General features: G+C 70.2%; 23 protein-coding genes and 1 pseudogene. 7 read left to right on the top strand and 17 right to left on the bottom strand.

From position 1 onward, the window contains the following. Positions 1-104: 104 nt before the first annotated feature. The 5 genes from P3T37_RS08310 to P3T37_RS08290 form a co-directional block, all read right to left on the bottom strand. Entirely contained in the window at positions 105-290 is a 186-nt protein-coding gene (locus P3T37_RS08310) for a DUF1737 domain-containing protein (protein WP_280722809.1), read from the bottom strand. A 117-nt stretch (positions 291-407) separates the two neighbouring features. Continuing rightward, entirely contained in the window at positions 408-1,526 is a 1,119-nt protein-coding gene (locus tag P3T37_RS08305; protein WP_280722808.1) for a class I SAM-dependent methyltransferase, read from the bottom strand. A 10-nt stretch (positions 1,527-1,536) separates the two neighbouring features. Continuing rightward, on the bottom strand, positions 1,537-2,859 hold the full coding sequence (locus tag P3T37_RS08300; protein WP_280722807.1) for a hypothetical protein: 1,323 nt from the start codon (positions 2,857-2,859) through the stop codon (positions 1,537-1,539). Continuing rightward, positions 2,856-4,013, bottom strand: a complete 1,158-nt coding sequence (locus P3T37_RS08295; protein WP_280722806.1) for an MFS transporter — start codon at positions 4,011-4,013, stop codon at positions 2,856-2,858. Before P3T37_RS08295 ends, P3T37_RS08300 begins: the two co-directional genes overlap by 4 nt. After that, positions 4,010-5,125 carry an ATP-grasp domain-containing protein gene (locus P3T37_RS08290; protein ID WP_280722805.1) on the bottom strand — a complete coding sequence of 372 codons (1,116 nt, stop codon included), beginning with the start codon at positions 5,123-5,125 and terminating at the stop codon, positions 4,010-4,012. The genes P3T37_RS08295 and P3T37_RS08290 overlap by 4 nt, the downstream gene beginning before the upstream one ends. Before the next feature lie 1,024 nt (positions 5,126-6,149). Here P3T37_RS08290 and P3T37_RS08285 point away from each other — a divergent pair. The 4 genes from P3T37_RS08285 to P3T37_RS08270 all read left to right on the top strand — a co-directional run bounded on the left by P3T37_RS08285 (position 6,150) and on the right by P3T37_RS08270 (position 8,813). Further along, positions 6,150-6,428: a hypothetical protein gene (locus tag P3T37_RS08285; RefSeq protein ID WP_280722804.1), complete on the top strand. Its 279-nt coding sequence runs from the start codon at positions 6,150-6,152 to the stop codon at positions 6,426-6,428. A 420-nt stretch (positions 6,429-6,848) separates the two neighbouring features. Then, positions 6,849-7,505 (top strand): hypothetical protein, encoded by a 657-nt coding sequence (locus P3T37_RS08280; RefSeq protein ID WP_280722803.1) that lies wholly within the window; start codon positions 6,849-6,851, stop codon positions 7,503-7,505. Positions 7,506-7,595: 90 nt separating this feature from the next. Next, positions 7,596-8,327 carry a response regulator transcription factor gene (locus P3T37_RS08275; RefSeq protein WP_280722802.1) on the top strand — a complete coding sequence of 244 codons (732 nt, stop codon included), beginning with the start codon at positions 7,596-7,598 and terminating at the stop codon, positions 8,325-8,327. Positions 8,328-8,420: 93 nt separating this feature from the next. Then, positions 8,421-8,813 (top strand): pyridoxamine 5'-phosphate oxidase family protein, encoded by a 393-nt coding sequence (locus P3T37_RS08270; RefSeq protein WP_280722801.1) that lies wholly within the window; start codon positions 8,421-8,423, stop codon positions 8,811-8,813. 18 nt (positions 8,814-8,831) lie between these two features. Here P3T37_RS08270 and P3T37_RS08265 read toward each other — a convergent pair whose 3' ends face one another. The 3 genes from P3T37_RS08265 to P3T37_RS08255 form a co-directional block, all read right to left on the bottom strand. Continuing rightward, positions 8,832-10,511 (bottom strand): GAF domain-containing protein, encoded by a 1,680-nt coding sequence (locus P3T37_RS08265; RefSeq protein WP_280722800.1) that lies wholly within the window; start codon positions 10,509-10,511, stop codon positions 8,832-8,834. Between the two features lie 286 nt (positions 10,512-10,797). Continuing rightward, positions 10,798-11,655 carry a universal stress protein gene (locus P3T37_RS08260; RefSeq protein ID WP_280722799.1) on the bottom strand — a complete coding sequence of 286 codons (858 nt, stop codon included), beginning with the start codon at positions 11,653-11,655 and terminating at the stop codon, positions 10,798-10,800. Between the two features lie 70 nt (positions 11,656-11,725). Next, positions 11,726-14,110, bottom strand: coding sequence for a phosphoketolase family protein (locus P3T37_RS08255; protein WP_280722798.1), 2,385 nt, complete (start codon positions 14,108-14,110; stop codon positions 11,726-11,728). A 370-nt stretch (positions 14,111-14,480) separates the two neighbouring features. On the opposite strand from P3T37_RS08255, the gene P3T37_RS08250 reads away from it, so the two are divergent. Then, positions 14,481-15,494, top strand: a complete 1,014-nt coding sequence (locus P3T37_RS08250; protein ID WP_280722797.1) for an IPT/TIG domain-containing protein — start codon at positions 14,481-14,483, stop codon at positions 15,492-15,494. 117 nt (positions 15,495-15,611) lie between these two features. Here the strand turns inward: P3T37_RS08250 and P3T37_RS08245 are convergent. From P3T37_RS08245 to P3T37_RS08225, 5 genes and pseudogenes are all read right to left on the bottom strand, one after another. Next, positions 15,612-15,722: pseudogene (locus P3T37_RS08245) on the bottom strand (carbamate kinase); the annotation flags it as partial. Between the two features lie 3 nt (positions 15,723-15,725). Then, the gene (gene argF / locus P3T37_RS08240; protein ID WP_280722796.1) at positions 15,726-16,727 is read right to left on the bottom strand and encodes an ornithine carbamoyltransferase; all 1,002 of its coding nucleotides are present in this window, start codon (positions 16,725-16,727) and stop codon (positions 15,726-15,728) included. A 23-nt stretch (positions 16,728-16,750) separates the two neighbouring features. After that, positions 16,751-17,074, bottom strand: coding sequence for a hypothetical protein (locus P3T37_RS08235; RefSeq protein ID WP_280722795.1), 324 nt, complete (start codon positions 17,072-17,074; stop codon positions 16,751-16,753). A gap of 376 nt (positions 17,075-17,450) precedes the next feature. Next, positions 17,451-19,049, bottom strand: a complete 1,599-nt coding sequence (locus P3T37_RS08230) for an ABC transporter permease (RefSeq protein ID WP_280722794.1) — start codon at positions 19,047-19,049, stop codon at positions 17,451-17,453. After that, complete coding sequence (locus P3T37_RS08225; RefSeq protein WP_280722793.1) at positions 19,046-19,939, bottom strand: ABC transporter ATP-binding protein; 894 nt, start codon at positions 19,937-19,939, stop codon at positions 19,046-19,048. The genes P3T37_RS08230 and P3T37_RS08225 overlap by 4 nt, the downstream gene beginning before the upstream one ends. Before the next feature lie 240 nt (positions 19,940-20,179). On the opposite strand from P3T37_RS08225, the gene P3T37_RS08220 reads away from it, so the two are divergent. Then, positions 20,180-20,866, top strand: coding sequence for a pyridoxamine 5'-phosphate oxidase family protein (locus P3T37_RS08220; RefSeq protein ID WP_280722792.1), 687 nt, complete (start codon positions 20,180-20,182; stop codon positions 20,864-20,866). A gap of 24 nt (positions 20,867-20,890) precedes the next feature. On the opposite strand, the gene P3T37_RS08215 is transcribed toward P3T37_RS08220, so the two are convergent. From P3T37_RS08215 to P3T37_RS08200, 4 genes are all read right to left on the bottom strand, one after another. After that, positions 20,891-21,748 carry a universal stress protein gene (locus P3T37_RS08215; protein ID WP_280722791.1) on the bottom strand — a complete coding sequence of 286 codons (858 nt, stop codon included), beginning with the start codon at positions 21,746-21,748 and terminating at the stop codon, positions 20,891-20,893. A 118-nt stretch (positions 21,749-21,866) separates the two neighbouring features. Next, positions 21,867-22,340, bottom strand: coding sequence for a DUF5994 family protein (locus P3T37_RS08210; protein ID WP_280722790.1), 474 nt, complete (start codon positions 22,338-22,340; stop codon positions 21,867-21,869). A 65-nt stretch (positions 22,341-22,405) separates the two neighbouring features. Beyond that, positions 22,406-23,419 (bottom strand): nitroreductase family protein, encoded by a 1,014-nt coding sequence (locus P3T37_RS08205; protein ID WP_280722789.1) that lies wholly within the window; start codon positions 23,417-23,419, stop codon positions 22,406-22,408. 27 nt (positions 23,420-23,446) lie between these two features. After that, positions 23,447-23,626 carry a hypothetical protein gene (locus P3T37_RS08200; protein WP_280722788.1) on the bottom strand — a complete coding sequence of 60 codons (180 nt, stop codon included), beginning with the start codon at positions 23,624-23,626 and terminating at the stop codon, positions 23,447-23,449. 383 nt (positions 23,627-24,009) lie between these two features. On the opposite strand from P3T37_RS08200, the gene P3T37_RS08195 reads away from it, so the two are divergent. Continuing rightward, positions 24,010-24,198 (top strand): hypothetical protein, encoded by a 189-nt coding sequence (locus tag P3T37_RS08195; protein WP_280722787.1) that lies wholly within the window; start codon positions 24,010-24,012, stop codon positions 24,196-24,198. Positions 24,199-24,217 lie beyond the last annotated feature (19 nt).

The raw sequence follows: 24,217 nt of genomic DNA, 5'->3' as shown, positions 1-24,217 counted from the left end.
TTCCAGCAGGCCGCACAGGCCCAGGTGAGCCTCACAACTCACCCAAGCCGTGCGGCCCTTCTCGCGTCACGGGCCGGTCACGACCGCCGCTGCTCCGAAGGCAGCTACGGCAGTGCTCGCCAGATCAATGCCTGGACGACGATGACGTTCTCACCATTGAAGGTGACGGCAGGGCCTTCGTGCAGTTGGTAGCCAAGCTCGATCGCTTCGCTCACACGTTGGCAGAACGCGGCGTCGTCCGGGCCGGTCAAGACTCGGTAGACAGGCAATCCCTCTGGTGGTGTGCTCATGAGGAGAAGGATCTCAGCTGGCGGTGTGCGAGCCGAGACCGGAGCCCTGTCGGTCGAGGCCGAAGCGGCGGTCCCTCGCAGGGAACCGGTGGACCGCCGCAGGCAACTGACGTCGGATCAGGAAGTCTGCTTCCCACTTGCCGGCTTCTGGAACAGGAGCATCGTCGAAGATCCAAACGCCTCGGTGTTGGTATATGTGCTGTTCACCAGGCTGAAGCCGTACCGGCTGATCTCTTCGGCCAGGGCGTCACCGGACCGTTCCGAGAAGGGGAGCACCTCCAGGTCGATGTTCTTCTCGCCGTCCGCGACCCGAATCTTCCTGGGGATCACTCGGCCCGGTACGAGGCCGGTGGCGACCTCCTCGTAGTCCGGGATGGAGAAGAAGCCCTTGCCCCATTCGCTCGCGCAGTGGTCCACGATGAAGTATCCGCCCGGGCGAACGATGTCGTAGACGCGGGAGATGTGGCGGGCTCGCTGGTCCTCGTCGACGAGCATGTGGAGGCAGCCCATGTTCATGGCGAGATCAAAGCTGTTCTCATCGAAGCCGCGAAGGTAGATGATGTCGCGTTCCATGAACCCGGAGGCATCCAGGTTCGCGGCAGTGGCCCGCTCACGCGCGCGATCCAGAGCCGAGTGCGACACATCGACCGAGACGACAGTGTGCCCCTGCGACAACAGGTACAGGGAGTCGCGACCTTCGCCGCAGCCCAGGTCGATGATGTGGCCGGAGAAGACGTCCGGGCGCTCCTGCATCATCTGGAGGAGAGAGGCGTTCGGCTCCTCCGACTCCCACAGGTGGGCGCCGTTCTCGTACACGGTCCGGTAGCGGTCCTCGTAGCCGAAGTAGTAGTCGTCGAGCGTGCCGACGATGCTCCGTACGTCGTCGCTGGTGGGCGAGAACTCCACCGGCGAGGCTACGACGTCTGCGCCCGCCTCCGTGGCCAGAACCATGAGCTCGGCGTCATCGAGAAGCCCGATCGCCAGAATGTACTGCGACTCGTCGCACTCGACTGCTTCGCCGACTCCGAAGGGCGCGCAACACTCGCTTAGTGCGTCCAGTGTCAATGCGGCGGCTTTCTTGCATGTAAAGATCGCCGCTCGTCCCTGGGTCACCTTTGCGGCGAAGCCGGACGAGCTCTCCAGCTGCCACACGGTGTTCCGGTCGACGAGTTTGGTCGTGGTCAGTCGCATCCCGTCGGGCGCGGTTTCGTCGAGAATCGCTTGGTAAAGGCTCACTTCAGTACCCCTATGCGTGAGTGTCGGATGTGCGCAGAGCTGCCAGGCGGTTCTCGTACTCTTGGAGTACGGGACTCTGATGCCGGAAGATTCTGCCGGATTCGCGGATCTGCTGCGCGAGTTCATAGTTCTGGGAGCGAATGGCGGCCTCGATCCCGGTGAGTTCGATGACGTCGCGCTGAGCGTTGCTGCCGCCCATGGGAAACGAACGATGGAAGGACCGGGCCAGTCGGGCCGAGGCATCGGCGTAGTCGCCGGTCGTGAAGGACCGGAAGCCGAGGAAGATGTCGACCATTTCCTCGGATACTTCCTTGCCGCGTTCCTGGGCCGCTTCCAGCAGGGAGTCGGCTCGGGCGTACTCCCCGACCTGGCAGTAGGCGATGTACGCGTGGAAGTCGTTGAAGAGGTACCAGCTCTCCTCCAGGTAGGGCTCCCAGTCCAGGAAGAGCGACTGCCAGTAGGCGGAGAGGTCGAGCGACGGCTTGATCAGGGCGAGACGCCAGAGCAGCGTGACGGCGTCCAGGTCCTCGGCCGATCGCAGTGACGTCTTCCTGCGGATGCCGATGCGGTAGCAGGCCAGGACTTCCTGGATGTTCTCCGCGTAGAGCTCGAACAACGCGTAGTGCCACCAGATATGGATTCGCATGGGAGTCGAGCCGGCTCTGCAGCGCATGTACTCCTGGATGTAGCGGGCACCCTCCTCGTGGCGACCCGTCTCGTACAGGCAGTGCACCATCGCGTGCATCGCGTAGACGTCGTCGGGGTTCAGTTCCAGTGCGACCTGGCAGCGTTCGATCGCCGTCTCGATCAGGCCGTTCTCCTCGAGTGAGAACCCGTACAGGCCGTGCAGATAGCCGATGACCGGGTCGCCAGCCGCGAAGAACTCGATGGCGCCCGCTATCGACGACAGCATGTGCGGCGCGTCGCCGGTGTAGAAATCCAGCGTGTGCACGGCGAAGACCGACACGGCATCCCCTGGATACGCGTCGACGATGGCCTGGAAGCCGTTTCGGGCGGCGACCAGATCCCCAGTGGCCCAGGAGTCGATGGCAGAGAGCATCGCCCTGGTCCGCGCCTCGGCCGGTCCGGTCTCCGTGATGGAGGCGCAGATCCTCGCGGCCTCCATGACCACTGGACGTTCCATGGAGCACAGCAGGTCTACGGCGAGTATGAGTTGGAGTGCCACGGGCGCTGTGGACTGAGCGGACCGACGACATCGCTCGTGGTCCAGTTTCATGGAGACCAGTTGGACGATCGCGCTCTCGACAAACTCCATGTCCGACGGTCGCTCGACAAGATGCGGAATGCCTCGGGAATCGGCGAGAACTGTCACGCAGACACCTCGATTGGTTGGGGTTCGGGTCGACTGCCCTGGGCCTTGTGAATTCTGTGGAATGCGAGGACAAGCAGCAGTGTGAGGACGAACGGGGCCAGCCAGATCTGGGAGGAGAACAACCATCCGCCCGCCAGGACCGCGGTCAGCAACACGAGTGAAAAGGCATTTGCGTTCGCCACGATCGCGCCGACCTGTCGCGGGGAGAAGCTTGATGCCGCTTCCGCGCGAAGAATTACCCGTAGGGAGCCGAAGGCGCATCCGAGGGTGAAGATGGCGACCATCTGCGGCGCTCCGAATGCCGGGACAAAGAGCCAGATCGCTATCACCGCGGCCACGGCGATGGCGGCTCCCGCCAATACCCAACGCACTTCCAGGACTTCTGTGAAGCGATGCAGGAGAATTCCCGCGACGGCCATCCCGATGCCGAGCAGCATGTCCAGGATTCCGACGGTGAACATGCTTCCGCCATGGGCGATAGCCTGCAACGGCAACATGAAGTTGAACGTTCCCAGGATGGGCCAGACGAGCAAGAAGGCGAGGACATACAGGACGCTGAGGTGCCCCGTGGTCTTCGGCCCGGCCTCCTTCTGTGCCAGCTCCGTGGAGGACGTGGTGCTGTGCGATCCCAGGCTCATGACTGCGACGACGGCGAACAGGACGGCACAGGCGACCAGCACCCATTTGGCCGGGATCACGCGCGTGAACAGCGGTGCGAACAGCGGGCCCACCATGAGCGCGACCTGGTTGACGGTCATGGTCGTCGAGCTGCTCTTGCGCAGGGTGACGTTGTCGAGCCCGGACGCCTCGTCGTTGAACCACGCTTCCCAGGTCGACTCCAGGAAGAAAAAGAAGATCCACAGAACAAAGTTCAGGGCGACCAGTGCCGGCACATGGTCGTAGCCGGCCGCGATGAGGATCAGAGTCAGGGCGACCCCTGCGAGCCCCGCGGCGGTCATCCTGGGCCCACCGGTGATCGGACTGAAGCGGATCAGCAGCGGAACGAAGACGGCGGGGACGAAGGAGAGCGTGGTCGAGATGGCGAGTGCGTCATAACCTCCCCCTTGCGCGGAGGCGATGTGCCAGTTCAGGAGCAGCAGCACTAATCCGTTGAGGAATCGGTAGAGCCCGGAGTAGAGCGTGTACCGCTTCACTCGCCGGCCTGCTCACCGCTCACGAAGATCTGCGCGGACAGCTCCTGCGCCACGGTCACCGGCAGCCAGGTCTTCTCGCTGAACAGCTCGTCCCATTCGAGTTCGATGAGGCCCTCCCTGGCGCTCCAGTTCTTGGCGTGCTGGGAGAGGTCACCGCGCTTGGCGCTGATGTTGATGCTCCGTACCTCGGGCGGTAGCGGCTTCTCGTCGCGTATGTCCTGGATCCGTCCGGGCGAGGCCTTGAGAAACGCGATCGCCGAGGTCTTGGTGGGTACCGCGTCGGCGACGATGTCAAGGAGGTCGTGGCCGAGATACGAGCCGACGTGCAACCGGTAGGGGTTGAGCGAGTAGGCCCGCTCGACCTGATCCATGATCCCGTCGCCGCCCGGCCGGGCGGCCACCTCGATCACCCAGGCCGTCCCGTCCGCGGCGAACTTGATCTCCACATGGGCGAGACCCCGGTCGATGCCCAGCGCGGTACAGGCCCGTACGGCGAGGTCGGTCAGAACTCGGTCGCCGGTGCGATGGCTCGGCACCAGGTGCGCGACCTCGGCAAACCAGGGGCGGGGGGACAGGTACTTCTCGGTCACGGCGAGGACCTGTGCGCGGTCGGCACCGCAGAGGACCTCGACGGACACCTCGTCATCGGAGTCGACGAACTGCTCGACAAGGTACTTGTCGCCGAGGATGTTGAACGACGATCCGTACTGCGCGATGACGGCCTTCGACTCCGCGAGACCGGCTACCGCCTCCGCACGCGTGGTGGCCAGGACGACGCCGCCGCTGCCGCCGAAGTCGTACGGCTTGATGACCACGGGCAGTCCGATGGCGTCGATGGCATCGAGCAACTCCTGCTCGGACTCGACCAGTTGGGAGCGAGGGGTCTGAACGCCGGCGTCCAGGAGAGCCTGCTTCATGGCGTACTTGTTCCGGGCGTTGGTCACCGTCGTAGCGGCCAGTCCGCCCAGTCCCAGTGTGCGGTTTACGGTGTTCGCCGAATCCACCGCCCAGTCGTTGAGTGGAACGACGATTCTGGGGTGCCAGCCCTGGGCGGAGTGGACGCGGATGGCCGCCAGCAGGGATTCCGAGTCCTTGGGGTCGGCTGAAAGCATGTTGTCAAACGTGCGGTTCAGCTTGCGTACGGGATCTTCCGTGGCTGCCCAAACGGGGAGGTCGATGGCCTGTTTCGCCCCCGAGAAGGCCCGTTCGCGAAGATACTGATCAGCCCCGAGCAGGAGCAGGTATTCTTTTGATTGCATGGAAGCATCCCAATTTTCCAAGGATCCCGACGTGAGATACCCATTCTCTATATCGTCGCCGGGAATCAGGCGAGAATAAGTAAATGAATTCGCAGCCAAGAGGTCTCGCTGCAACCCAGATGCAGCGATTCTCATTTCGCCTCTATCGAGACATGCCAATAGAGCGATGCATTTGCACGACGGCGGCGCGGACTACGCGGACAGGCCCTCCCCTCGCTGGGCGGTCAACCGGAAGATCGTCTCATAAGCCCTCGCTGACGCGCCAGCGTCAGCTGACTATCTTCACATTCACCAAGTGTCCCTGTTGGGGGGATTCGGCCTAATTCATGGCACTCCCCACCCTGGGAAGAAGGTTGCCCAAGAAGAGACGTACCCAGTTAAGGATCAGCTGGTGAGGGCGGAGGCGATAGTGCGGGGCCGTGGTTGTGGGGCGTCCTGCGGGAGTTGGCGCCGGCGTTGGCCACGGCGGGTTGGTGAGGCGCAGTAGTACATTCGGTCATCGTGCGATGACGCGTGGTAATTGCCGTGAGTGGGGGACCTGTGTAGACGGGACCTTCGGTACATTCACCCCCTCTGGGGTCTTAGGGATGTTGCCAGCAATACGGACATTCAGGGATTTCGATCGACTCCTATTGCGTGTGCCCGATCAGGATGGCTAGGTTGAGGCACCGACGCGGGGTTCAAGTAGGGGTGATTCGGGGGAAGTGCCTGAACGTCGATTTATGAGACCGCTGAAGTCCGCCTGACGATTGCGGCAACGAGGCCAGTCTTTCGACCATCGAATACCCCTCACGTGTGCCGACGGCACGGTTGGGTCATTTCAACTGCACGAAAATGACGTTGCCAGAGCCCCATTACTTCCGGGCAACTGTCGCTCTTGCGTTCCATTCAGCGCATCGACCCGTTGGCAGCCAATCTCCCTCAGGTGTGGGAGCTGCCTGCGGGGACCACGGTCCAGCAGGTCGAAGAATCCCTGACCGCCCTGCAGGAGCGGCACGAGGCTCTGCAGACGCGTTACGAGAACCTCGGCAGCGAGAGTCCGGCACAAATCATTCTGGCGCCGCAACCGGTCACCATCGCCAGCTCGCCGCAGGAATCCGATCCGGTAAAGGCGACGGATTCCCTCGGCGCGGATCCTTTGGAAGGGATCAGCTGATGGTGAACCGTCTCGACCTGCCTGCGGGTTTCCGCTGGGGTGCCGCGACCGCTGCCTACCAGGTCGAGGGGCGGTGGAGGAGGACGGGCGCGGGCCCTCGGTGTGGGACGTGGCTGTTCACCGACCCGCTGCTGCTGGGGAGTTATCCGGACCTGAGTGCGTACGGCGTCGGCGAGGATCTCTGCGGGTCCGTCCGCCCCGGGGACCTGAAGCTGATCTCCGCTCCCGGACTCGACGGTCTCGGCCTCAACTTCCCCCGCAGCGGCCGCGGTCGTGGTCCGGACGCCTGCGCAGCCTGGCGTCGCCCGTGGAGTGGGGACCACCGGCCCTGCGGCGAGGCCCTGGGTCCCTGTCCCCGTGTGCGGGTGGACGGGAGAGTTGACGGCACGACAACCGGCCGGCGAACCAAGGAGACAGACCGTGTCCAGTACCTCTCGCCCAGCGCGTTCCGTCGGCCGCAGGCCCTCCTGGCTACAGCACCTGTGCCGAGCGGTGGGTGTCGACCACAACCCGTTGTGCCGTCCGGTCGACCGCGCCCGCAGCCGCGCGATTGTCCTCGCGGCGGCCGGGCTCGCCCTCTCGCTCGGGCTCGGAGCCGGTGCCGCGGTGGGAGGCCTGGCCGCCACGCAGCGGCAGGCCGCCGAGCAGGCCGCCCGGTTGCACCCCGTCGATTCCGTCCTCCTCACCAGGGCCCAGCCGAAGACTTCGCCGGCCCTCGGTGCCGGCACGAGCGGCTATCAGGCCAGGGTGACCTGGAACTATCCGCCCGGACAGCGGCGGACCGCGGACGTGGACGTCTCCGGGCCCGCCGCGGCCGGATCCGGCACGGTGCTCTGGCTCGACGCCGGCGGTCGGCCCGCCGAGCACGGACCGGCCACCGAGGTCGACCTGGTGGCGGACGCGGTCTGCCTCGGTCTGTCCGTTCTGGCGGGCCTGGCGATGATCACCGGCGGACTGTTCTCAGCGCGCCGTCACACCCTCCAGGGCCGCGCACAGAACGGGTGGCGGCTGTCGTGGGAGCATGTGGAGCCAACCTGGTCCGGTCGCGGCCCGCGGGCGTGGCAGGTGGGGGAATAGGGCCGACCGGCCCTGTCCCCTGGTCCCGGGAGGGGGCAGTATTCAGCTGTCCCGCCGCAGCGGGCCGAGCCGCGAACACGGAGTTGTGTCATGTCGGACAGCACTGCCGAAGCCGGCCCCAAGCCTCCCGTCCGGGTCTTCCTGCTGGACGACCACGAGGTGGTCCGGCGCGGCGTGCACGACCTGCTCGACGCGGAACCCGACTTCGAGGTGGTCGGCGAGGCCGGCACCGTCGAGCAGGCGCTCATCCGGGTGCCGGCGCTGCGCCCCGACGTCGCGGTTCTGGACGTCCGCCTGCCGGACGGTGACGGCGTGAGCGTGTGCCGCGAGCTGCGCTCGCGGATGCCCGAACTCGCCTGCCTGATGCTCACCTCCTTCGACGACGAGGACGCGCTGCTGGACGCGATCATGGCCGGGGCGTCCGGCTACGTCCTCAAGCAGATCAGCGGCACCGACCTGGTCTCGGCCGTGCGCACGGTGGCGTCGGGCCAGTCGATGCTCGACCCCGGTGCCACCACCCGCCTGATGGCCCGACTTCGCGGCGACACGGGCCAGGAGAAGCAGCAGCCGCAGGCGCTGGCGGGTCTGACCGACCGTGAGCGCGAGATCCTGGAGCTGATCGGCGAGGGCCTGACCAACCGGGAGATCGGCCAGCGGCTCTTCCTCGCGGAGAAGACGGTCAAGAACCACATCTCCCGGCTGCTCGCCAAGCTCGGCGTGGAGCGCCGTGTGCAGGCCGCGGTCATCGCCACCCAGACGTCGTCCGCCCAGCAGTCGGCCGGTCCGCACTCGGCCCACGGCATGGGACGCCTGCGTCCCTGAGGCCGCGTGCCGGGAGGTGTCCGGGTCGGTCGGACCGCGGCCGGGGACCATCGGCCCTCGCCGCGACAACCCACTCCGGACGAGGATCAGGTCATGAAAGTCGATCGGAAGTCGCTGGACGAGCGGCAGTGCCTCCAGCTCCTGGCGAGCGCTGACATCGGGCGCGTCGTCTACACCGTCGCAGCGCTGCCGGCTGTCTTCCCCGTACGGTTCCGACTCGACGCAGACGGCAGCGTGCTGCTGACCGCCCCCGCCGACTCCGGACTCCTGCGGGCCGTGGACGGTGCGGTCATCGCCTTCGAGGCCGGTGAGGTCGACCGCACGGACGGGCGGGGATGGACCGTCACCGTGCTCGGCCGGGCGAGTCCGGTCACCGACCCGCCCGGCGGCGAAGGCGGCGTTGCCGAACCGTCCGACCGCGTGCGCATCAGGATCCGCCCGGGGATGGTGACCGGCCGGATGCTCGATGCGGAGCCGGCCGGCTGAGACCGGGGCAGCCCGACCCTACGGTCGCGTCAGCGGCGCGGTCCACAGCAGCCTGGTGCCGCCCTCCGCGGGGCTCTGCACCTCGAACGTCCCGTTGAGTTGCTCGGCCCGCGAGGCGAGGTTGCGCAGCCCGCTGCGCCGCCCCTCGGGCGGCACCCCGACACCGTCGTCACCCACCGCCAGCACGACGTGGGTGGCCGTGGCCTGGAGGGTGACCTCCACCCGGGAGGCGTGCGCGTGGCGTGCCGCGTTGCTCAGTGCCTCGCCGAGCACCGCCATCACGTGCTCGGCCACCCCCGTCGGCACATCCGTGTCGAGCAGGCCCTCCATGCTGAGGCGCGGCGCGAAGCCGAGCGCGGCCTGCGCCTCGCCGACGGCCCGGCTGGCGTTCGCGCGCAGACCCTGGGTGGTGTCCTCCCGGGCCTGGAGACCGAAGATCGTCGAGCGGATGATCTTGATGGTCTCGTCCAGGTCCGCCACCGCCCGCACGATCCGGTCCGCGGCGCCCGGGTGCTCGACCAGGCGGGCTGCGCTCTGGAGCGTCATCCCGGTGGCGAAGAGCCGCTGGATGGCGAGGTCGTGCAGGTCGCGCGCGATCCGGTCGCGGTCCTCCAGCAGGGTGAGCTGCTCGGCGTCGCGCCGCCGCTCGGCCAGTTCGAGCGCCAGCGCCGCCTGGTCGGCGAACCCGAGCAGTGGTGTGATCTCCTCCGTGGTGAACTCCGGCCGGCCGCCGGGCCGCGCCAGTACCAGGACACCGCCGACCGTACCGGAGGCCTTGCCCAGCGGTACCGCGACCGCCGGACCCGCCAGACGGCGCGGCCCGGCGGTGAAGCGCGGGTCACCGTCCAGGTTCGGGCTGGTCACCGGAGACCCGGCGGCGAACGCGGCTCCGGACAGTGTCCCGGTCATCGGCACCGACGCCCCCAGCCGGTCGGTGGTGTTCGCGCCGAGGGCCAGCTCGACCACCAGATGTTCCGGATCCGCTCCCGGCATGCAGACATCCGCCAGCTCCGATCCGGTGATCTCCCGGCTGCGCTGCGCGATCAGCTCCAGCACCGCCAGCCGCGAACTGCCCGACAGCAGGGCGCGGGTGATCTCCGCACTCGCCCGCAGCCAGCGCTGCTGGCGCTGCGCCTGCTCGTACAGGCGCGCGTTGTCGATCGCCACGCCGGCGGCCACCGCGAGGGTGGAGATCACCGTCTCGTCGTCGGCGTCGAAGTCCTGCCCGCCGCGCTTGTCGGTCAGGTAGAGGTTGCCGAACACCTCCTCGCGCACCCGCACCGGGACGCCCAGGAAGGTGTGCATCGGCGGGTGGTTGGCGGGGAAGCCGTAGGAGGCCGGGTGGGCGGACAGGTCACTCAACTGGAGCGGCTGCGGATGGTGGATCAGTTCCCCGAGGATGCCCTTGCCCGAGGGCAGCGGGCCGATCTCGGCGATCTCCTCCTCCGCGAGCCCCACCGTCAGGAACTGCGACAGAGTCTGCCCGTCGGGACCGATCACGCCCAGCGCCGCGTAGCGGGCGTCGACCAGCACGGCGGCCGCCTCCACGATACGCCGCAGCGCCTGCGCGAGGTCGAGCTCCCGGCCGACCGACAGCACGGCCTCCAGCAGGCTGTGGACCCGGTCACGAGTGCCCCGGGCTGCGTCGATGCGCGCCTGGAGCTCCTCCAGCAGCTCGTCCAAACGCAACTGCGGCATCCGCGACGGTACTTGGTCCCCACCCACGAGCGCTCTCCTCTGCTCTACAACGGTCACCCTACGTCGCTGCTGGGCGCAGTCGCAGGTCTTCGCAGAGCGCAATGGTCGGCTCGGCACCAACCACCCGGGGGAGTGCAGCGGGCAGCGGCAGACTGACGACACAACGAAGCCCCGGTGGTGCGAGGCGACTTGGGAAGGTCACCCCGGTCCATCGGAGCTTCGTCGTGCGTACCGGCGCAGGCAACGGCTGCCGCCGCAAGACGGTTTCGGACAAGTTGGTCAGTGCTCAGGTGGCTCGCTCGGCCTGCCCGGGCACGACGGCGACCGGACACGAGGCGTGGTGCAGGACCGCGTGGGCGACGGGGCCGAGGCGGCCGGCGGATGGGCCTGCGCGTCGGCCGAGGACCAGCAGGCGGGCCTTGGTCGACGCCTCGACCAGGGCGCGGCCGGCGCTGCCTGCTTCGGCGTCCTGCAGGACCTGGACTCCGGGGTACCGGGACTGCCAGTCGGCCAGTGCGCGAGCCAGCAGGCACTGCTCCCGGGCCAGCCAGGGTGCGCGCTCGCGCTGCGTCGCGGCTGGGTCCCGCAGGCCGGGCGGTGGAGCCCAGGCATGGACCACGCGCAGCGGCAGGTGGTCGCGCTGAGCCGCGGAGAAGGCGAAGTCGAGTGCCGCCTCGGCGGGGTCCCTGGCGTCGACGCCCACCACGATCTGCTCCTTCGGGCCGGCGGCGGTGCCGTAGGCGGGCAGCAGCACGGTCGGGCAGCCGGCTCTCGTTGCGACGTGCAGGGCGACCGAGCCGACCCGCAGGCCCTCGAACCCGCCGGCGCCGCGTGCTCCGAGTACCAGGAGTTCGGCGTCCTCGGCCGCCGCTACCAGGGCCGCGGTCGCGAGATCGTGGATCTCCACGGCGTGCGCCTGCGCGTCGGGGTGCTGGACCGCCAACTCGTGCAGGACCTCGTGCAGGACGTCGGCGCCCTCCCGAGGCAGGGGCCGCGGAGAGCTGGGCAGCAGGTGCGGCATCAGGGCCGCGGCGTGCACGATGCGCAGCGGGCGGTCGCGGGCCACCGCTTCGCGAGCGGCCCAGGCGGCGGCTGCCAGGCCGTCCGGTGAGCCGTCGACTCCGACGACGACTGGTAAGTACATGGTGGTCGGCCTCCTTGGAGTGGGGGAAGGGGGCCGTCGGGTTCGGGCGAACCCGGCGGCGGTGACGCGGTCAGCCCTGCCAGGTCCAGTCGGTGACCTCGGGCAGGTCGGTGCCGTGCTCGCGGATCCAGGCCGCGTGGCGGATCCGGGCGTCGGCCATCTGCTGGCGGACGCCGGCGGCCCGCACCGACAGGCCGGGGACCCGGTCGATGACGTCCATCACCAGGCGGTAGCGGTCGAGGTCGTTGCGCACCACCATGTCGAAGGGCGTGGTGGTGGTGCCGGACTCCTTGTAGCCGCGCACGTGCAGGTGCGGGTGGACGGTGCGGCGGTAGGCGAGGCGGTGGATCAGCCAGGGGTAGCCGTGGTAGGCGAAGATCACCGGCCTGTCGCGGGTGAAGATCGCGTCGAACTCCGCGTCGGGCATGCCGTGCGGGTGCTCCTCGGCGGGCATCAGGCGGGCGATGTCGACGACGTTGACCATCCGGACGGCCAGCTCCGGCAGGTGCTCGCGCAGCAGGTCGCAGGCGGCCAGCACCTCCTGGGTAGGGACGTCCCCGGCGCACGCGAGGACGACGTCCGGCTCGCGGCTGCCGTCGTCGGTGCCGGCCCAGGGCCAGATGCCGGCGCCGCGCGAGCAGTGCGCGCGGGCCTTCTCCAGGGTGAGCCAGTCGAAGCAGGGCTGCTTGCCGGCCACCACCACGTTGACGTAGTCCCGGCTGCGCAGGACGTGGTCGGCGACGGCGAGCAGGGTGTTGGTGTCCGGCGGGAAGTAGACCCGGACGGCTTCGGGGCTCTTGTTGAGCACGTGGTCCACGAAGCCGGGGTCCTGGTGGGAGAAGCCGTTGTGGTCCTGGCGCCAGACGTGCGAGGTGAGCAGGTAGTTGAGGGAGGCGATCGGTGCGCGCCAGGGGATCTTCCGGGTGGTGCGCAGCCACTTGATGTGCTGGCTGACCATCGAGTCGACGATGTGGACGAACGCCTCGTAGCAGGAGAAGAGGCCGTGCCGGCCGGTCAGCAGGTAGCCCTCCAGCCAGCCCTGGCAGGTGTGTTCGGAGAGGATCTCCATCACCCGGCCGTCGTGGGCGAGGTGTTCGTCGGTCGCCAGCACCTCGGCCTGCCAGGCCTTGCCGGTGGCGGAGTAGACGGCCTGGAGGCGGTTGGAGGCGGTCTCGTCGGGGCCGACGATCCGGAAGTCGCGGCGCTCGGCGCTGTCGGCCATGATCTGCGCCAGCAGGTCGCCCAGGACCCGGGTGGGCTCGTGCAGGGTGGAGCCGGGCTTGTCGACGGGGACGGCGTAGTGCTCCAGCGGCGGGACCGGGAGTTCGCGCAGCAGCAGGCCGCCGTTGGCGTGCGGATTGGAGCCGATCCGGCGCGGCCCGCCGGGGACGCAGGCGAGGACCTGCGGGGTCGGGCGGCCGTGTGCGTCGAAGAGTTCCTCGGGGCGGTAGGAGCGCAGCCAGGCGGCGAGTTGGGCCAGGTGCTCGGGGTTCTCGCGGACCTGGTCCAGCGGCACCTGGTGGGCGCGCCAGGTGCCCTCCACCGGCAGGCCGTCCACTTCGGCCGGGCCGGTCCAGCCCTTGGGGGTGCGCAGGACGATCATCGGCCAGTGCGGGCGGCTGGTGTCGCTCTGCACGCGGGCGGCCTGCTGGAGGGCGGTGATCCGGTCGACGGCGGTGTCCATCGCGTCGGCCATCAGCTGGTGGACCGTCAGCGGGTCGTGGCCCGTGACGTGGATCGGGTCGTGGCCGTAGCCGCGCAGCAGGGCGTCCAGTTCCTCCTCGGGCAGCCGGGCGAGGATGGTCGGGTTGGCGATCTTGTAGCCGTTGAGGTGCAGGATCGGCAGCACGGCGCCGTCGTGGACCGGGTCGAGGAACTTGTTGCTGTGCCAGGCGGTGGCCAGCGGCCCGGTCTCGGCCTCGCCGTCACCGACCACGCAGGCGACCAGCAGGCCGGGGTTGTCGAGCGCTGCGCCGTAGGCGTGGGCGAGCGAGTAGCCCAGCTCCCCGCCCTCGTGGATCGAGCCGGGCGTCTCGGGGGCGACGTGGCTGGGCACTCCGCCAGGGAAGGAGAACTGCTTGAACAGCCGGGCCATGCCGTCGGCGTCGCGGGTGATGTCCGGGTAGGTGTCGGTGTAGCTGCCCTCCAGCCAGGAGTTGGCGAGGACGGCCGGGCCGCCGTGGCCCGGGCCCCAGACGCAGATCGCGTCCAGGCCGCGCTGCTTGACCACGCGGTTGACGTGGGTGTGCACCAGGTTCAGCCCGGGGGAGGTGCCCCAGTGGCCGAGCAGGCGGGGCTTGATGTGGTCGGGGAGCAGCGGCTCGCGCAGCAGTGCGTTGTCGAGCAGGTAGATCTGGCCGACCGCCAGGTAGTTGGCGGCCCGCCAGTGGGCGTCCAGCTCCCGCAGCTCCTGGTCGGGTAGCGGGGCGGTGGTCGAAGGGGCGGTCTCGCGCATGGGAACGGTCTCCTCGGGTCCGGCGGGCGGCGCGGTGCGGGGTGTGTACGGCGGTTCCGCCCTGTCCTATACCGTCCTCTGCGGCGAGGGTCGGGGACAGGGCCGGTCGGGGTCGGCGGCCGTGCGGGCGGTGGGCCGAACGGCCCCCTACTGCGGCCGAACGGGCGCGAGCGGTGGCGACCTGGGAGGGGTGGGGCTGGGGGTGTCGGCGGGTGGTCAGGAGCTCTGCGGGACCACCGCGACCGGGCCGGGAGAACAGAGAAGACGGCCGAAAAATAGTCTGATGATCTGTCAAGTTCCTTGTAGGTCATCGCGATGACGTCCAGGAGCGATATAAGGAGGTTCCGAAAAAGTTTCGAGGGGGAACCCGATGAAGATCAGACTTGCCCTGGCCTGTTCGGCGCTCGCCGTGGCCGGGGCGTTGGCGACCACCGCGCCGGCCGTGGCCGCCGCGCCCGTCCGGGGGGTCGACGAGGCCGTCTCGGTCTCCGCCGAGGTCATACCGCGCTTCGGCACCATGTCCGTCAACTGGACGGCGGCGGGCACCGCCGACACCACGGGGACCACGCAGATCACCATTGACCTGCCGTCCTGGATGACCTTCGGCAGCCTCATGATGATCGACGAGCCGACCTACACCTTCAGCTACACCATCTCGCCCGACGGCCACCAGCTCACCGCCCTGTACACCGGCACCCAGAAGCCGGGCCAGACCGAGATCCTGCAGGCGCGCATCTCCTCGGCCCTCACCATCCCGCCCGGCGTGATCACCGCGACCGTGTCCAACCGCGGCGACCGCAATCCGGCCAACAACGTGGCCAGCACGGGCATCGGCGGCGAGACCGCCCCGGCTCCGGTGATCCCCGCCAAGCCGCACGCCCTCCACACGGACATCAGCACCGGCCCCGGGATCGGCGGCTCCGTGGTGACGATCAGCGGCAAGGCGCTGGCGAACGGCATGGTGCTCTTCGGCGACACCCCGGCCACCAACGTCTCCTGCACCGACACCAGTTGCACCGCGACCGCGCCCGGCGGCCGGGGCTTCGTCCCGGTCGAGGTGGTCACGCCCGGCGGTAGCGCGTACACCCCGTCGGCCTTCCTCTACACGGGCCCGCCGCCGCCCGCGCCCCCGGCCCCCTCGCTGACCAGCGCGTACACCAAGAGCGGACCGGCAGCCGGTGGCAACGCGATCTACCTGGCGGGCAACAACCTGGAGGGCGGCCAGGTTCTCGTCGGCGGCAAGCCGGCACCCGACTCCTCCTGCGGCTACACCCTGTGCAGTGCGACGGCTCCGGCCGGCACCGGCACGGTCGACGTCCGGGTGCTCACGGCGGGCGGGATCACCCCGGTGGTGAGCGGGGACCAGTACACGTACACCGGCTGACGCCTCCCTCGCGCCTCTCGTGGCTGTTGGGGCGTTCGCTTCACCGCCCGCCCTGGGCGGTGGGGCGGACGGCGGTGCCGGTGGTGCCGAGCAGGATGCCGAGGGCGTCGTCCAGTGGGCCGAGAGCGATCGGGCGGCCTGGTGGATGTGGGCCTGTTGGACGGCGGCGTCGGGGTGCTCGCCCCGCTGGAGGAGGGCGTTTCCGCCGAGTGCGACGACGATGCGCATGGTTCAGACTCCCAGGGTGGCGACGAGGACGGCCTTGATGGTGTGCAGGCGGTTCTCGGCCTGGTCGAAGACCAGCGAGGCGGGGGACTCGAAGACCTTGTCGGTGACTTCCAGGCCGTCGAGGCCGTACTGCCGGAAGAGGTCCTCGCCCAGTTGGGTGGCGCGGTTGTGCAGGGCGGGCAGGCAGTGCAGGAACGCGGTGTCGGGGTTGCCGGTGGCGAGCATGGCCTTTCCGTTGACCTGGTACGCCAGCAGCTGGGCGATCCGGTCCCGCCAGCTGTCGGCGGGCTCGCCCATCGAGACCCAGACGTCGGTGTAGAGGTAGTCGGCGCCGGCCACCGCCTCCTGGACGTCCTCGGTGAGGGTGAACCGGGCGCCGCTCTGCTGGCCCAGCAGCAGGCACTCGGCGACGCGTTCGGGGCTCGGCCACAGGGCGCGTGGGGCGGCGACGCGCACGTCCATGCCGAGCAGACTGCCCATGGTGATCAGCGAGTTGGCGGTGTTGTTGCGGGCGTCGCCGAGGTAGCAGAAGGAGACTTCCTCCAGTGGCCTGCCGCTGTGCTCGTGCATGGTGAAGACGTCGCACAGGCTCTGGGTGGGGTGGCAGGCGTCGGTGAGCCCGTTGTAGACGGGGACGCCGGCGTGCCGGGCGAGCTCGGCGACGGTCTCCTGCGCGAAGCCGCGGTACTCGATGCCGTCGTACATCCGGCCCAGCACGCGGGCGGTGTCGGCGACGCTCTCCCTGTGGCCCAGGTGGGAGCTGTCGGGGCCGAGGTAGCTGGTGGTGGCGCCCTGGTCCGCGGCGGCGGTCTCGAAGGCACAGCGGGTGCGGGTGGAGGTCTTCTCGAAGATCAGCGCGAGGTGGCGGCCGGCCAGGCGCGGGGTCTCGGTTCCGGCCTTCTTGGCGGCCTTCAACTCGGCGGTGAGGTTGAGGAGGTGGTGGATCTCGGCGGCGGTGAAGTCGAGCTCGCGCAGGTAGTGGCGCTGGTGCAGGTCGATGGTCATGGTGGACTCCCCTTCGGTGGTGGCTAGTTGGCGTGGTCGCGCACGATCGGCAGCGCGGCCCGGCGACTCCCAAGCCCCCAGGTGCGGCCCGCCTTGGTGGGTGAGCCGCCGTTGACCCACGCACCGCTGCTCGGGGTGGCGTAGCCCCACTCGAACGCCTTGTCGAAGAACGCCCAGAGGAACACGAACCCGAGCCCCGCCCGGGCCACCGCCAGAGCCCGCGCCGCGGTGGCGGTCAGGACCGACGTGGTCGCCGCCGCCTCCCGGGGAAGTTCGCCGGTGGTCTGCCGCAGCCGTGCGGTGAACCGGGCCCGGAGCGGGTGTGCGGGTGCGTGGTGAACGGTCATGGTGAGTGCCTGCCTCTCGCGGATTCAGCTGCCGGGAAGGTGAGCTGATGCACCGTCACTCTCCCGCTGCTGCGCCGGCAGCAGCAGGTGCCGAAGGTCCCTGGACGGGGGCCGATCGGTTCGGAGCAGCAGGGGCGGCGCGACCTGCTCGGACCTGTGAACCTCGGGCTTGTCGGCAGGCCCGTTCAGTTGTGGCGCAGGCACAGGGTGCCCCAGTGGAAGCCTGCGCCGATGGCGGACATGACGTAGGTGTCGCCGGGGCGGGTTCGGCGGGGTTGTCGAGGGTTCCTGGATCTTCGTCGGCGCGTCGGCAGGGACAGCTGGAATCCCGCCCGCTCAGAGGTCTCGGGCGTGGATCCGCTCTGGGGCTCGATGGTCAGCCCAGATCGCGGTGGCGCAGCCCGGTGAGCCCCGCTGCGGTGAGGGCGGCGGTCAGCAGGGTGAGCCAGAGCAGGGGTTGGGCGGCGAAGGTGCCACCAGGCAGGTGCGGGGTGTGGGTGAAGGGGGAGAGGTCGAGCACCCACTGGTCCGCCTGCAGGGCGGGGCCGAGCCAGCCGATCAGCACGAAGGCGGTGAGGACGCCCCAGCCCGCCGAGGTCCACCGGGGCGCCAGGCCGAGGAGCAGGACGGCGGCGGCGGCCGTCAGCCAGACGGCCGGCAGCTGGACCAGCGCACCACCGAGCAGCTCGGCGACCGATCCGGCCCGGTCGCCGAGCGTCGCGTGCTCAGCCGCACCGGCCGCGAGCCCGCCGCACGTCAGCAGGGCCGCGCTGCCGAGCAGGGGGAAGAGCAGGTGCCCGGTCGCCCACCCGAGTCGGGACACCGGGCCGGCCAGCACCGGTTCCGCGCGGCCTTCGGTCTCCTCGGCACGCAGCCGCAGCACGCACTGCACGGCGTAGACGGCCGCGAGCATCCCGAGGATGCCCATGATGCTGGACAGGTACGCGTCGGCGACGCCGTGCTGACCGCCCATCCGCCGCAGCACGTCCGCCACCGGGCGGTTGCCGCCGACCAGGTCCACGATCCCCTTGGCGATGGCGCCGAACACGCCACCGGCCACCGCGAAGGCCGCGCACCACCCGGCCAGCGTGCCGCGCTGCAGCCGCACGGCCAGCGCGAACGGCGTGCGCAGCGTGCGTGCCGCGGTGGCCGGGCCGGGCCGTTGCGGCAGCAGCCCCGACCCCAGGTCCCGCCGGCCGACCAGTGTGTAGGCCACGCCGGCCAGCAGCCCTGCCACGGCGAGCGAGAGCAGCAGCACCCACCACCGGTCGGCGCCGTACGGCTGGACCTGCTCGCTCCAGCCGATCGGGGAGAGCCAGTCGAACGCGCCCGGCCCGTGGACGGTGGACGCGTCGGAGGCCGCGCGCAGCACGTACGCCAGTCCGAGGGCGGCGCCGGCCAGACTGTTCGCCGCCCGCCCGGTCTCGGCCAGTTGCGCGGTAACGGACGCGACGCCGGCGAAGACCAGGCCGCAGGCCGCCAGCGAGCAGCCGAAGGCGAGCGACCCGGCGAGCGGCTGCCCGAGGGCGACCAGTGAGGCCGTCGTCAGCAGGGCGAGAAGCCCGTTCGCGAGGGCGGCGGCGGCCAGCGCGGCGGTCAGCGGTGCGGGCCGGGCGACGGCGCCCGCGCCGATCAGCTCCAGCCGGCCGTCCTCCTCCTGGGCCCGGGTGTGCCGCACGACCAGCAGGATGCTCATGGCCGCGGCGAGCGCGGCACCGGTGACGCCGATCCGCCACACCGTGATCCCGCCGATGCCGCTGTCGCCGAGCGGACCGTACAGCGCCCGCAGCGAGCCGTTGCCCGCCAGGCTCGCGGCGAGTTGACCGCGCGAAGCAGCCGTGCCGTAGAGCTTCTTGAACGAGTACGTGGTGGAGGCGACCGACGCGGTGAGCAGGTAGACCCAGACCGGCAGCGTGATCCGGTCGCGGCGCAGGGCGAGCCGCAGCAGCGGGCCGGTGCCGGTCAGGGCCGTCACGCCGTCACCTCGGTCGCGTAGTGGCGCAGGAAGAGCTCCTCCAGCGTCGGCGGGCGGCTGGTGAGGCTGCGCACGCCGCTGCGGCCGAACGCGCGCAGCAGCGCGTCCAGGTGCTCGGCGTCCACCTGGCAGCGCACCCGGTTGCCGTCGACCACCAGGTCGTGGACGCCGGGCAGGTTCTCCAATCCGGTGGGATCGGCGGCGAGTTCGGCGCTGACGGCGGTCCGGGTGAGGTGGCGCAGTTCGGTGAGTGAGCCGGTCTCGACGGTGCGCCCGGCCCGGATGATGCTGACCCGGTCGCACAGCGCCTCGACCTCGGACAGGATGTGGCTGGAGAGCAGAACGGTGCGGCCGCGGTCGCGCTCCTCGCTGACGCAGCGGCGGAAGACCTTCTCCATCAGCGGGTCGAGTCCGGAGGTCGGTTCGTCCAGGATCAGCAGTTCGGCGTCGGAGGCCAGCGCGGCGACCAGGGCGACCTTCTGCCGGTTGCCCTTGGAGTAGGCGCGGCCCTTCTTCGTCGGGTCCAGCTCGAAGCGCTCCAGCAGCTCGGCGCGGCGGCCCGCGTCCAGGCCGCCGCGCAGCCGCCCGAGCAGGTCGATCGCCTCGCCGCCGGACAGGTTGCGCCACAGCGTGACGTCGCCGGGCACGTACGCCAGTCGGCGGTGCAGCGTGACGGCGTCGTGCCAGGGGTCGCCGCCCAGCAGCCGTGCGGTGCCCGCGTCGCGGCGCAGCAGGCCCAGCAGGACCCGGATGGTGGTGGACTTCCCCGAGCCGTTGGGCCCGAGGAAGCCGTGCACCTCGCCCTGGGCGACGGTCAGGTCCAGGCCGTCGAGGGCGCGGGTGCGGCCGAAGGACTTCACCAGTCCGGAGACCGAGATTGCTGCTGTCATGACGCCGAGGTTCCTCTCTTCGCGCCGGTTCGTGAAGCGAACCGCACGGATTCGGGCACAGGGGCGGGTCGCGGGATTACCGGCGGTGCATGGTCTGGATGGCGTGCACCGGGACGCGCGGGTCGTGCTGGCCCTTGTGGACGGGCGGCGGCCAGGATGCCGAACCCTCTGCGACCGGTGCGGCCCGCACAGCCTCTCCGCGCCGCCGGTGTCATGCTCGACGGGAGGAGGTGATCGGTCGTGAGTGAGAACACCACGCCGTCCGACGGGCCCAGCGGCTCGACACCAGGCCGCCAGGGCGGGTTCGCGCTGCGGGTGGCTCAGCGCCGCCGGCAGCTCGGACTCACCCACGAGCAGCTGGCGACCCGGGCCGATATGGCGCCGCGCTACCTCCAGCTCCTGGAGGAACTCGGCGGCGACTTCGACAGCGTCGGCCTGCACCGACTGGCGGTAGCCCTGGAGACGACGCCACGCGAACTACTGGACGACAGCGGTGACGGCCCGCCCGGGCAGGGCGACGCGGTGTCCGGGCAGGCGCTGTGGAGGCTGAGTCCCGAGGAGTCCCGCGATCGGCTCGGCACGCACGGGGTCGGCCGCCTGGCGCTTTGCACGCCCGACGGGCCCGCGATCGTCCCGGTCAACTACACCGTCCTCGGCGGAACGGTCGTCTACCGCACGGCCCCCGGCACCGTGACGGCGGCCGTGCCGGGCGGTGAGGTGGCCTTCGAGGTGGACCAGATCGATGAGGCTCGCAGTCAGGGGTGGAGCGTCGTGGTCGTCGGGACGATCGAGCACGTCACCGAGCCCGCAGCCGTCCAGAGCCTGATGGAGCAGTCCGCGGTGGAGCCCTGGGCGGGTGGCAGGCGTGACCTCTGGGTGCGGATCAACCCGACCCGCGTGACCGGCCGGATCATCCGCCCGGCCTGAGCGCGTCAGGGCCGTCGGGGTCGCTCAGCCCACCGGCACCACGGCGATCGGGCACTGCACGTGCTGGACGACTGCCTGGCTCACCGAGCCCAGACGGCGCAGGGGCCCGCGTACCGCCCCGTGGCGGCCGACCACCACCAGCTGATGGGCTTCGGAGAGCGTCACCAGGAGCTTCGCCGCGCCGGAGCGCACGGCGATCGCCGCCACCTGCACGTCGGGGTACTTCTCCCGTGTCCCGGCGAGTGCCTCGGCGAGCAGCCGATCGCGCTCGGCGGCGACGTGCTCCTCCTCGTACACCGCGGGCAAGGCGTGGCCCGGCCCGCTGACCAGGGGATAGTTCCAGGCGTGCACGGCTTGCAGCGGCAGGTTCCCCCTGCTGGCGGCCTCGAAGGCGAAGTCGAGCACGTCCTCGCCGCCCCGCTCGCCGTCCACGCCCACCAGGACGCCGCCGGGAGTCGACCGGGCGTCTCGCGGGTGGACCACGACGACCGGGCACAGCGCGTGCGCGGACAGGTGCAGGCTCGTCGAGCCGACCAGCAGGCGCGAGAACCCGCCGGAGCCTCGGGCCCCGAGGACCAGCAGGTCCGCCTGCTCCGACGCGGCGAGCAGGGCTTCGCGGGCGTAGCCGTCCACCAGCTCGGTGGTGACCGCCAGACCCGGGCAGTACATCCGGGCCTGCTCGCGTGCCGCTCCGAGGGCCTCCTCACCGGCGTCGCGGGTCTGCTGGGTCACCTGCCCGGCCGACGCGTGCAGTGTCTCGCCGAGCCAGGCGTGCACGACGTGCAGGGGGACCCCGCGCAGACGGGCTTCCTCAGCGGCCCAGCCGACCGCGTCGTGGCTGGCGTCCGTACCGTCGATTCCCACGATGACCGGGTGTCTCATCGGGCTCTCCCTCGATAGCTCGCTGTGCGGGCCGCCGCCGTTGCCGACGGCGTCGCCTGTAGCCCTCTGTGGTCAACTGCCCACCCGCACCTTCCCTCTGCACGCCCTACGGCGGGTGTCACTCCCGAACAGTCGGCCTCCCAGCCGTGGGCGCGCCGTAGGCCGCCAGCAGGGCGGTGCCGGTGCGGGTGTTGGCCGGGTCCGCTGCGGCCGCCATCAGGTGCTCGGCGACGGATGCCTCGGTCTCGGGGGGAATCACCAGCAGTTCCAGGCGCCGTGGGACGAAGGAGCAGACCATCACCTCGTCCGCGTCCTGCTCCTGTTCGAACCAGCCGAGTTGGATGACGTGGCCGGTGACCGGGACCTCGCGGGGGATGACCGGCCAGTGCGTCGGGTTCACGGTGACGCGGATGATCCGTCCCCACCTGGGGTCCATCTCCGCTGCGAGCGTCGGGAGTTCGTGGACGAGGTCGTGCGAGCGCGGCCACCATGCCCCGTCCAGCCTTCCCGGGGAGGCGCCGGCGGGTGTCAGCGAGACCCGAGCCGGAAGGTCCGGCGGCGGGGTGGTCACGGATTCGAAGGGAGTGGTCATCTCTGTACCTGCCTAGGGATCGAGTCGGAACAGCGGAGGGCGCCGCGTTTGGCCCCTGTGATGGCTCATGGTTCAGCTTGCTCCGTCATGTTCCGGAGGGTGCTCAGGTCCAGCGTCTGCGCGACCGGGCGTCGGGGTGTGGTGGATCCGGGCGGCCCGTAGCCCAGGCGCAGGACGAGCTGGACGTGGCCGGGGCCCTCGGCCGGGTCGCGCAGTCCCCAGCGGGTGTCGGGCCACTCGACGGCCTGGTGCAGCACCGAGACGCGGACACCTTCGACCGTGGCCAACAGCCACACGCGCTCCATCGCCTGGCCGGCGCGAAGCCAGTCGGCCGGCAGGTCGGCATGGGTGGTGAGGGTGGCCAGCTGGGGCAGTGCCTCGAAGCGCTGGGACTGTGCTGTGTCCCTCGATGGGCGGCCGGTGTAGCTGCGCATGGGCACGTGGGCCTCGTGGTCCTGCGGGCCGAGCGCGGCCTGCGGGATGCCGTCCGTCGCGGGCTGTTCCAGCCGCAGCCAGCTGCGGGTCTCGGCCATCCGGGCCAGGTCGGCGTCCGTTCGCCGTTCGGCCTGGGCGGTCAGCGACAGGACCCGGCGCACTCCGTCCTCCTCCAGCGGGGACAGCGCCACTCCTTCGTCGAGCGCCGCCGCCATCAGTTCGCCGAGCACCGCGTCGGGGACGTCGCGGTTGGCGAACGGCTGACGGCTGGAGTGGCGCTGTGTGATCGCCGGATAGAGGTCCCGGCCGTAGGGCTGTGGGTCGGCGGCGGGCTGGGAGAGGTCCAGCACGGCGACCAGGTGCGGGTCGTCTCCGTCGGGGAGCAGTCGTACCGACGGCTCCCGTCCGAGGTGGAGGGCGGCGAGACGCAGGTTGAACAGGGCCGCGCCCAGCGAGATGTGCAGGGCCCGGCCGTCGGGGTCGGTGAGGGGTACGGCCCGCTGCGGATCGGCGGACAGGCGCAGGCCCCGCGCGTCAGGGGTCGGTCGGAAGACCCACGGCTGACTGTTGTGCAGAGATGGCGCCGCTCCGCCGGCCTCGGCCAGCAGGCGCAGTTCGTCGGGGGTGAGGGCTTGCATGGTCATGGTCGCTCGTTCCTTGCCCGCGTGACGTCAGTCGTGCGGAGCGCGGTCGGCCTCCGGGGTCGGTCCGATGCTGATGAGGGTCTGTACGTCCACGACGCCGGGCACCGATCGGGCCAGCAGGTCGAGGACGCCGAGCGGGGAGGGTTCCGGGACCGTGCCGCGCAGGGTGACCTGGGCCGTGCACTGGCCGGTGCTGGAGTTGCTCACCTTCGACGCTCCTCGCAACGGGGACGTTCGCGAAGGGCCGGTCGGTGCTCTCGTCCGGGCCCGAAGGTCCCGAGGTCGGCGCAGCCCGTCCCACAGTCGGTGCTCTCGTCAGTCCATGGTCCCTCCGGCGCCGTCCTACGGCGCGCGGTCTCCGCGGTGGCGGCCATGGCGAGAAGGTGTCGGGTCGCCGCGGCGACCCTGGACCCGCCCCCGAGCGGCGACCTCCTAGTCCGTGGGCAACCGCGGTCACGGCGGGTTCGCAGAGGTGCTGGAGGCGGCGCCGTCGGTGGGGCGCGGCTCGGCCGTTCGGCTCCGCACAGGCATGCCGTTCCCCTCATGCCGGGCGAGACTGACGCCGTACCTGCCCAGGAAAGGGGCCGACCATGGCGATGGCAGCGGCGTCTGCGGAGCGAGTGCTCGCAGCGCCAGTGGATCTCAACCACACCGGGCACTACGTCCATTGGGGCGTGGTGCAGATCTCGGTGGCGAACCTGGTCGTCGTCGGCCTGATGGTGCTGGTCTTCGTCGCGGCGGTGCTGCTGCCGTTCCCGAAGGGGCGGGGCCGCAGGTGAGCGACCCAGCGACGTCAAG

The sequence above is a fragment of the Kitasatospora sp. MAA4 genome (assembly GCF_029893355.1).
Classification (GTDB): domain Bacteria; phylum Actinomycetota; class Actinomycetes; order Streptomycetales; family Streptomycetaceae; genus Kitasatospora.
This window is presented reverse-complemented; position numbering and strand designations above follow the sequence as displayed.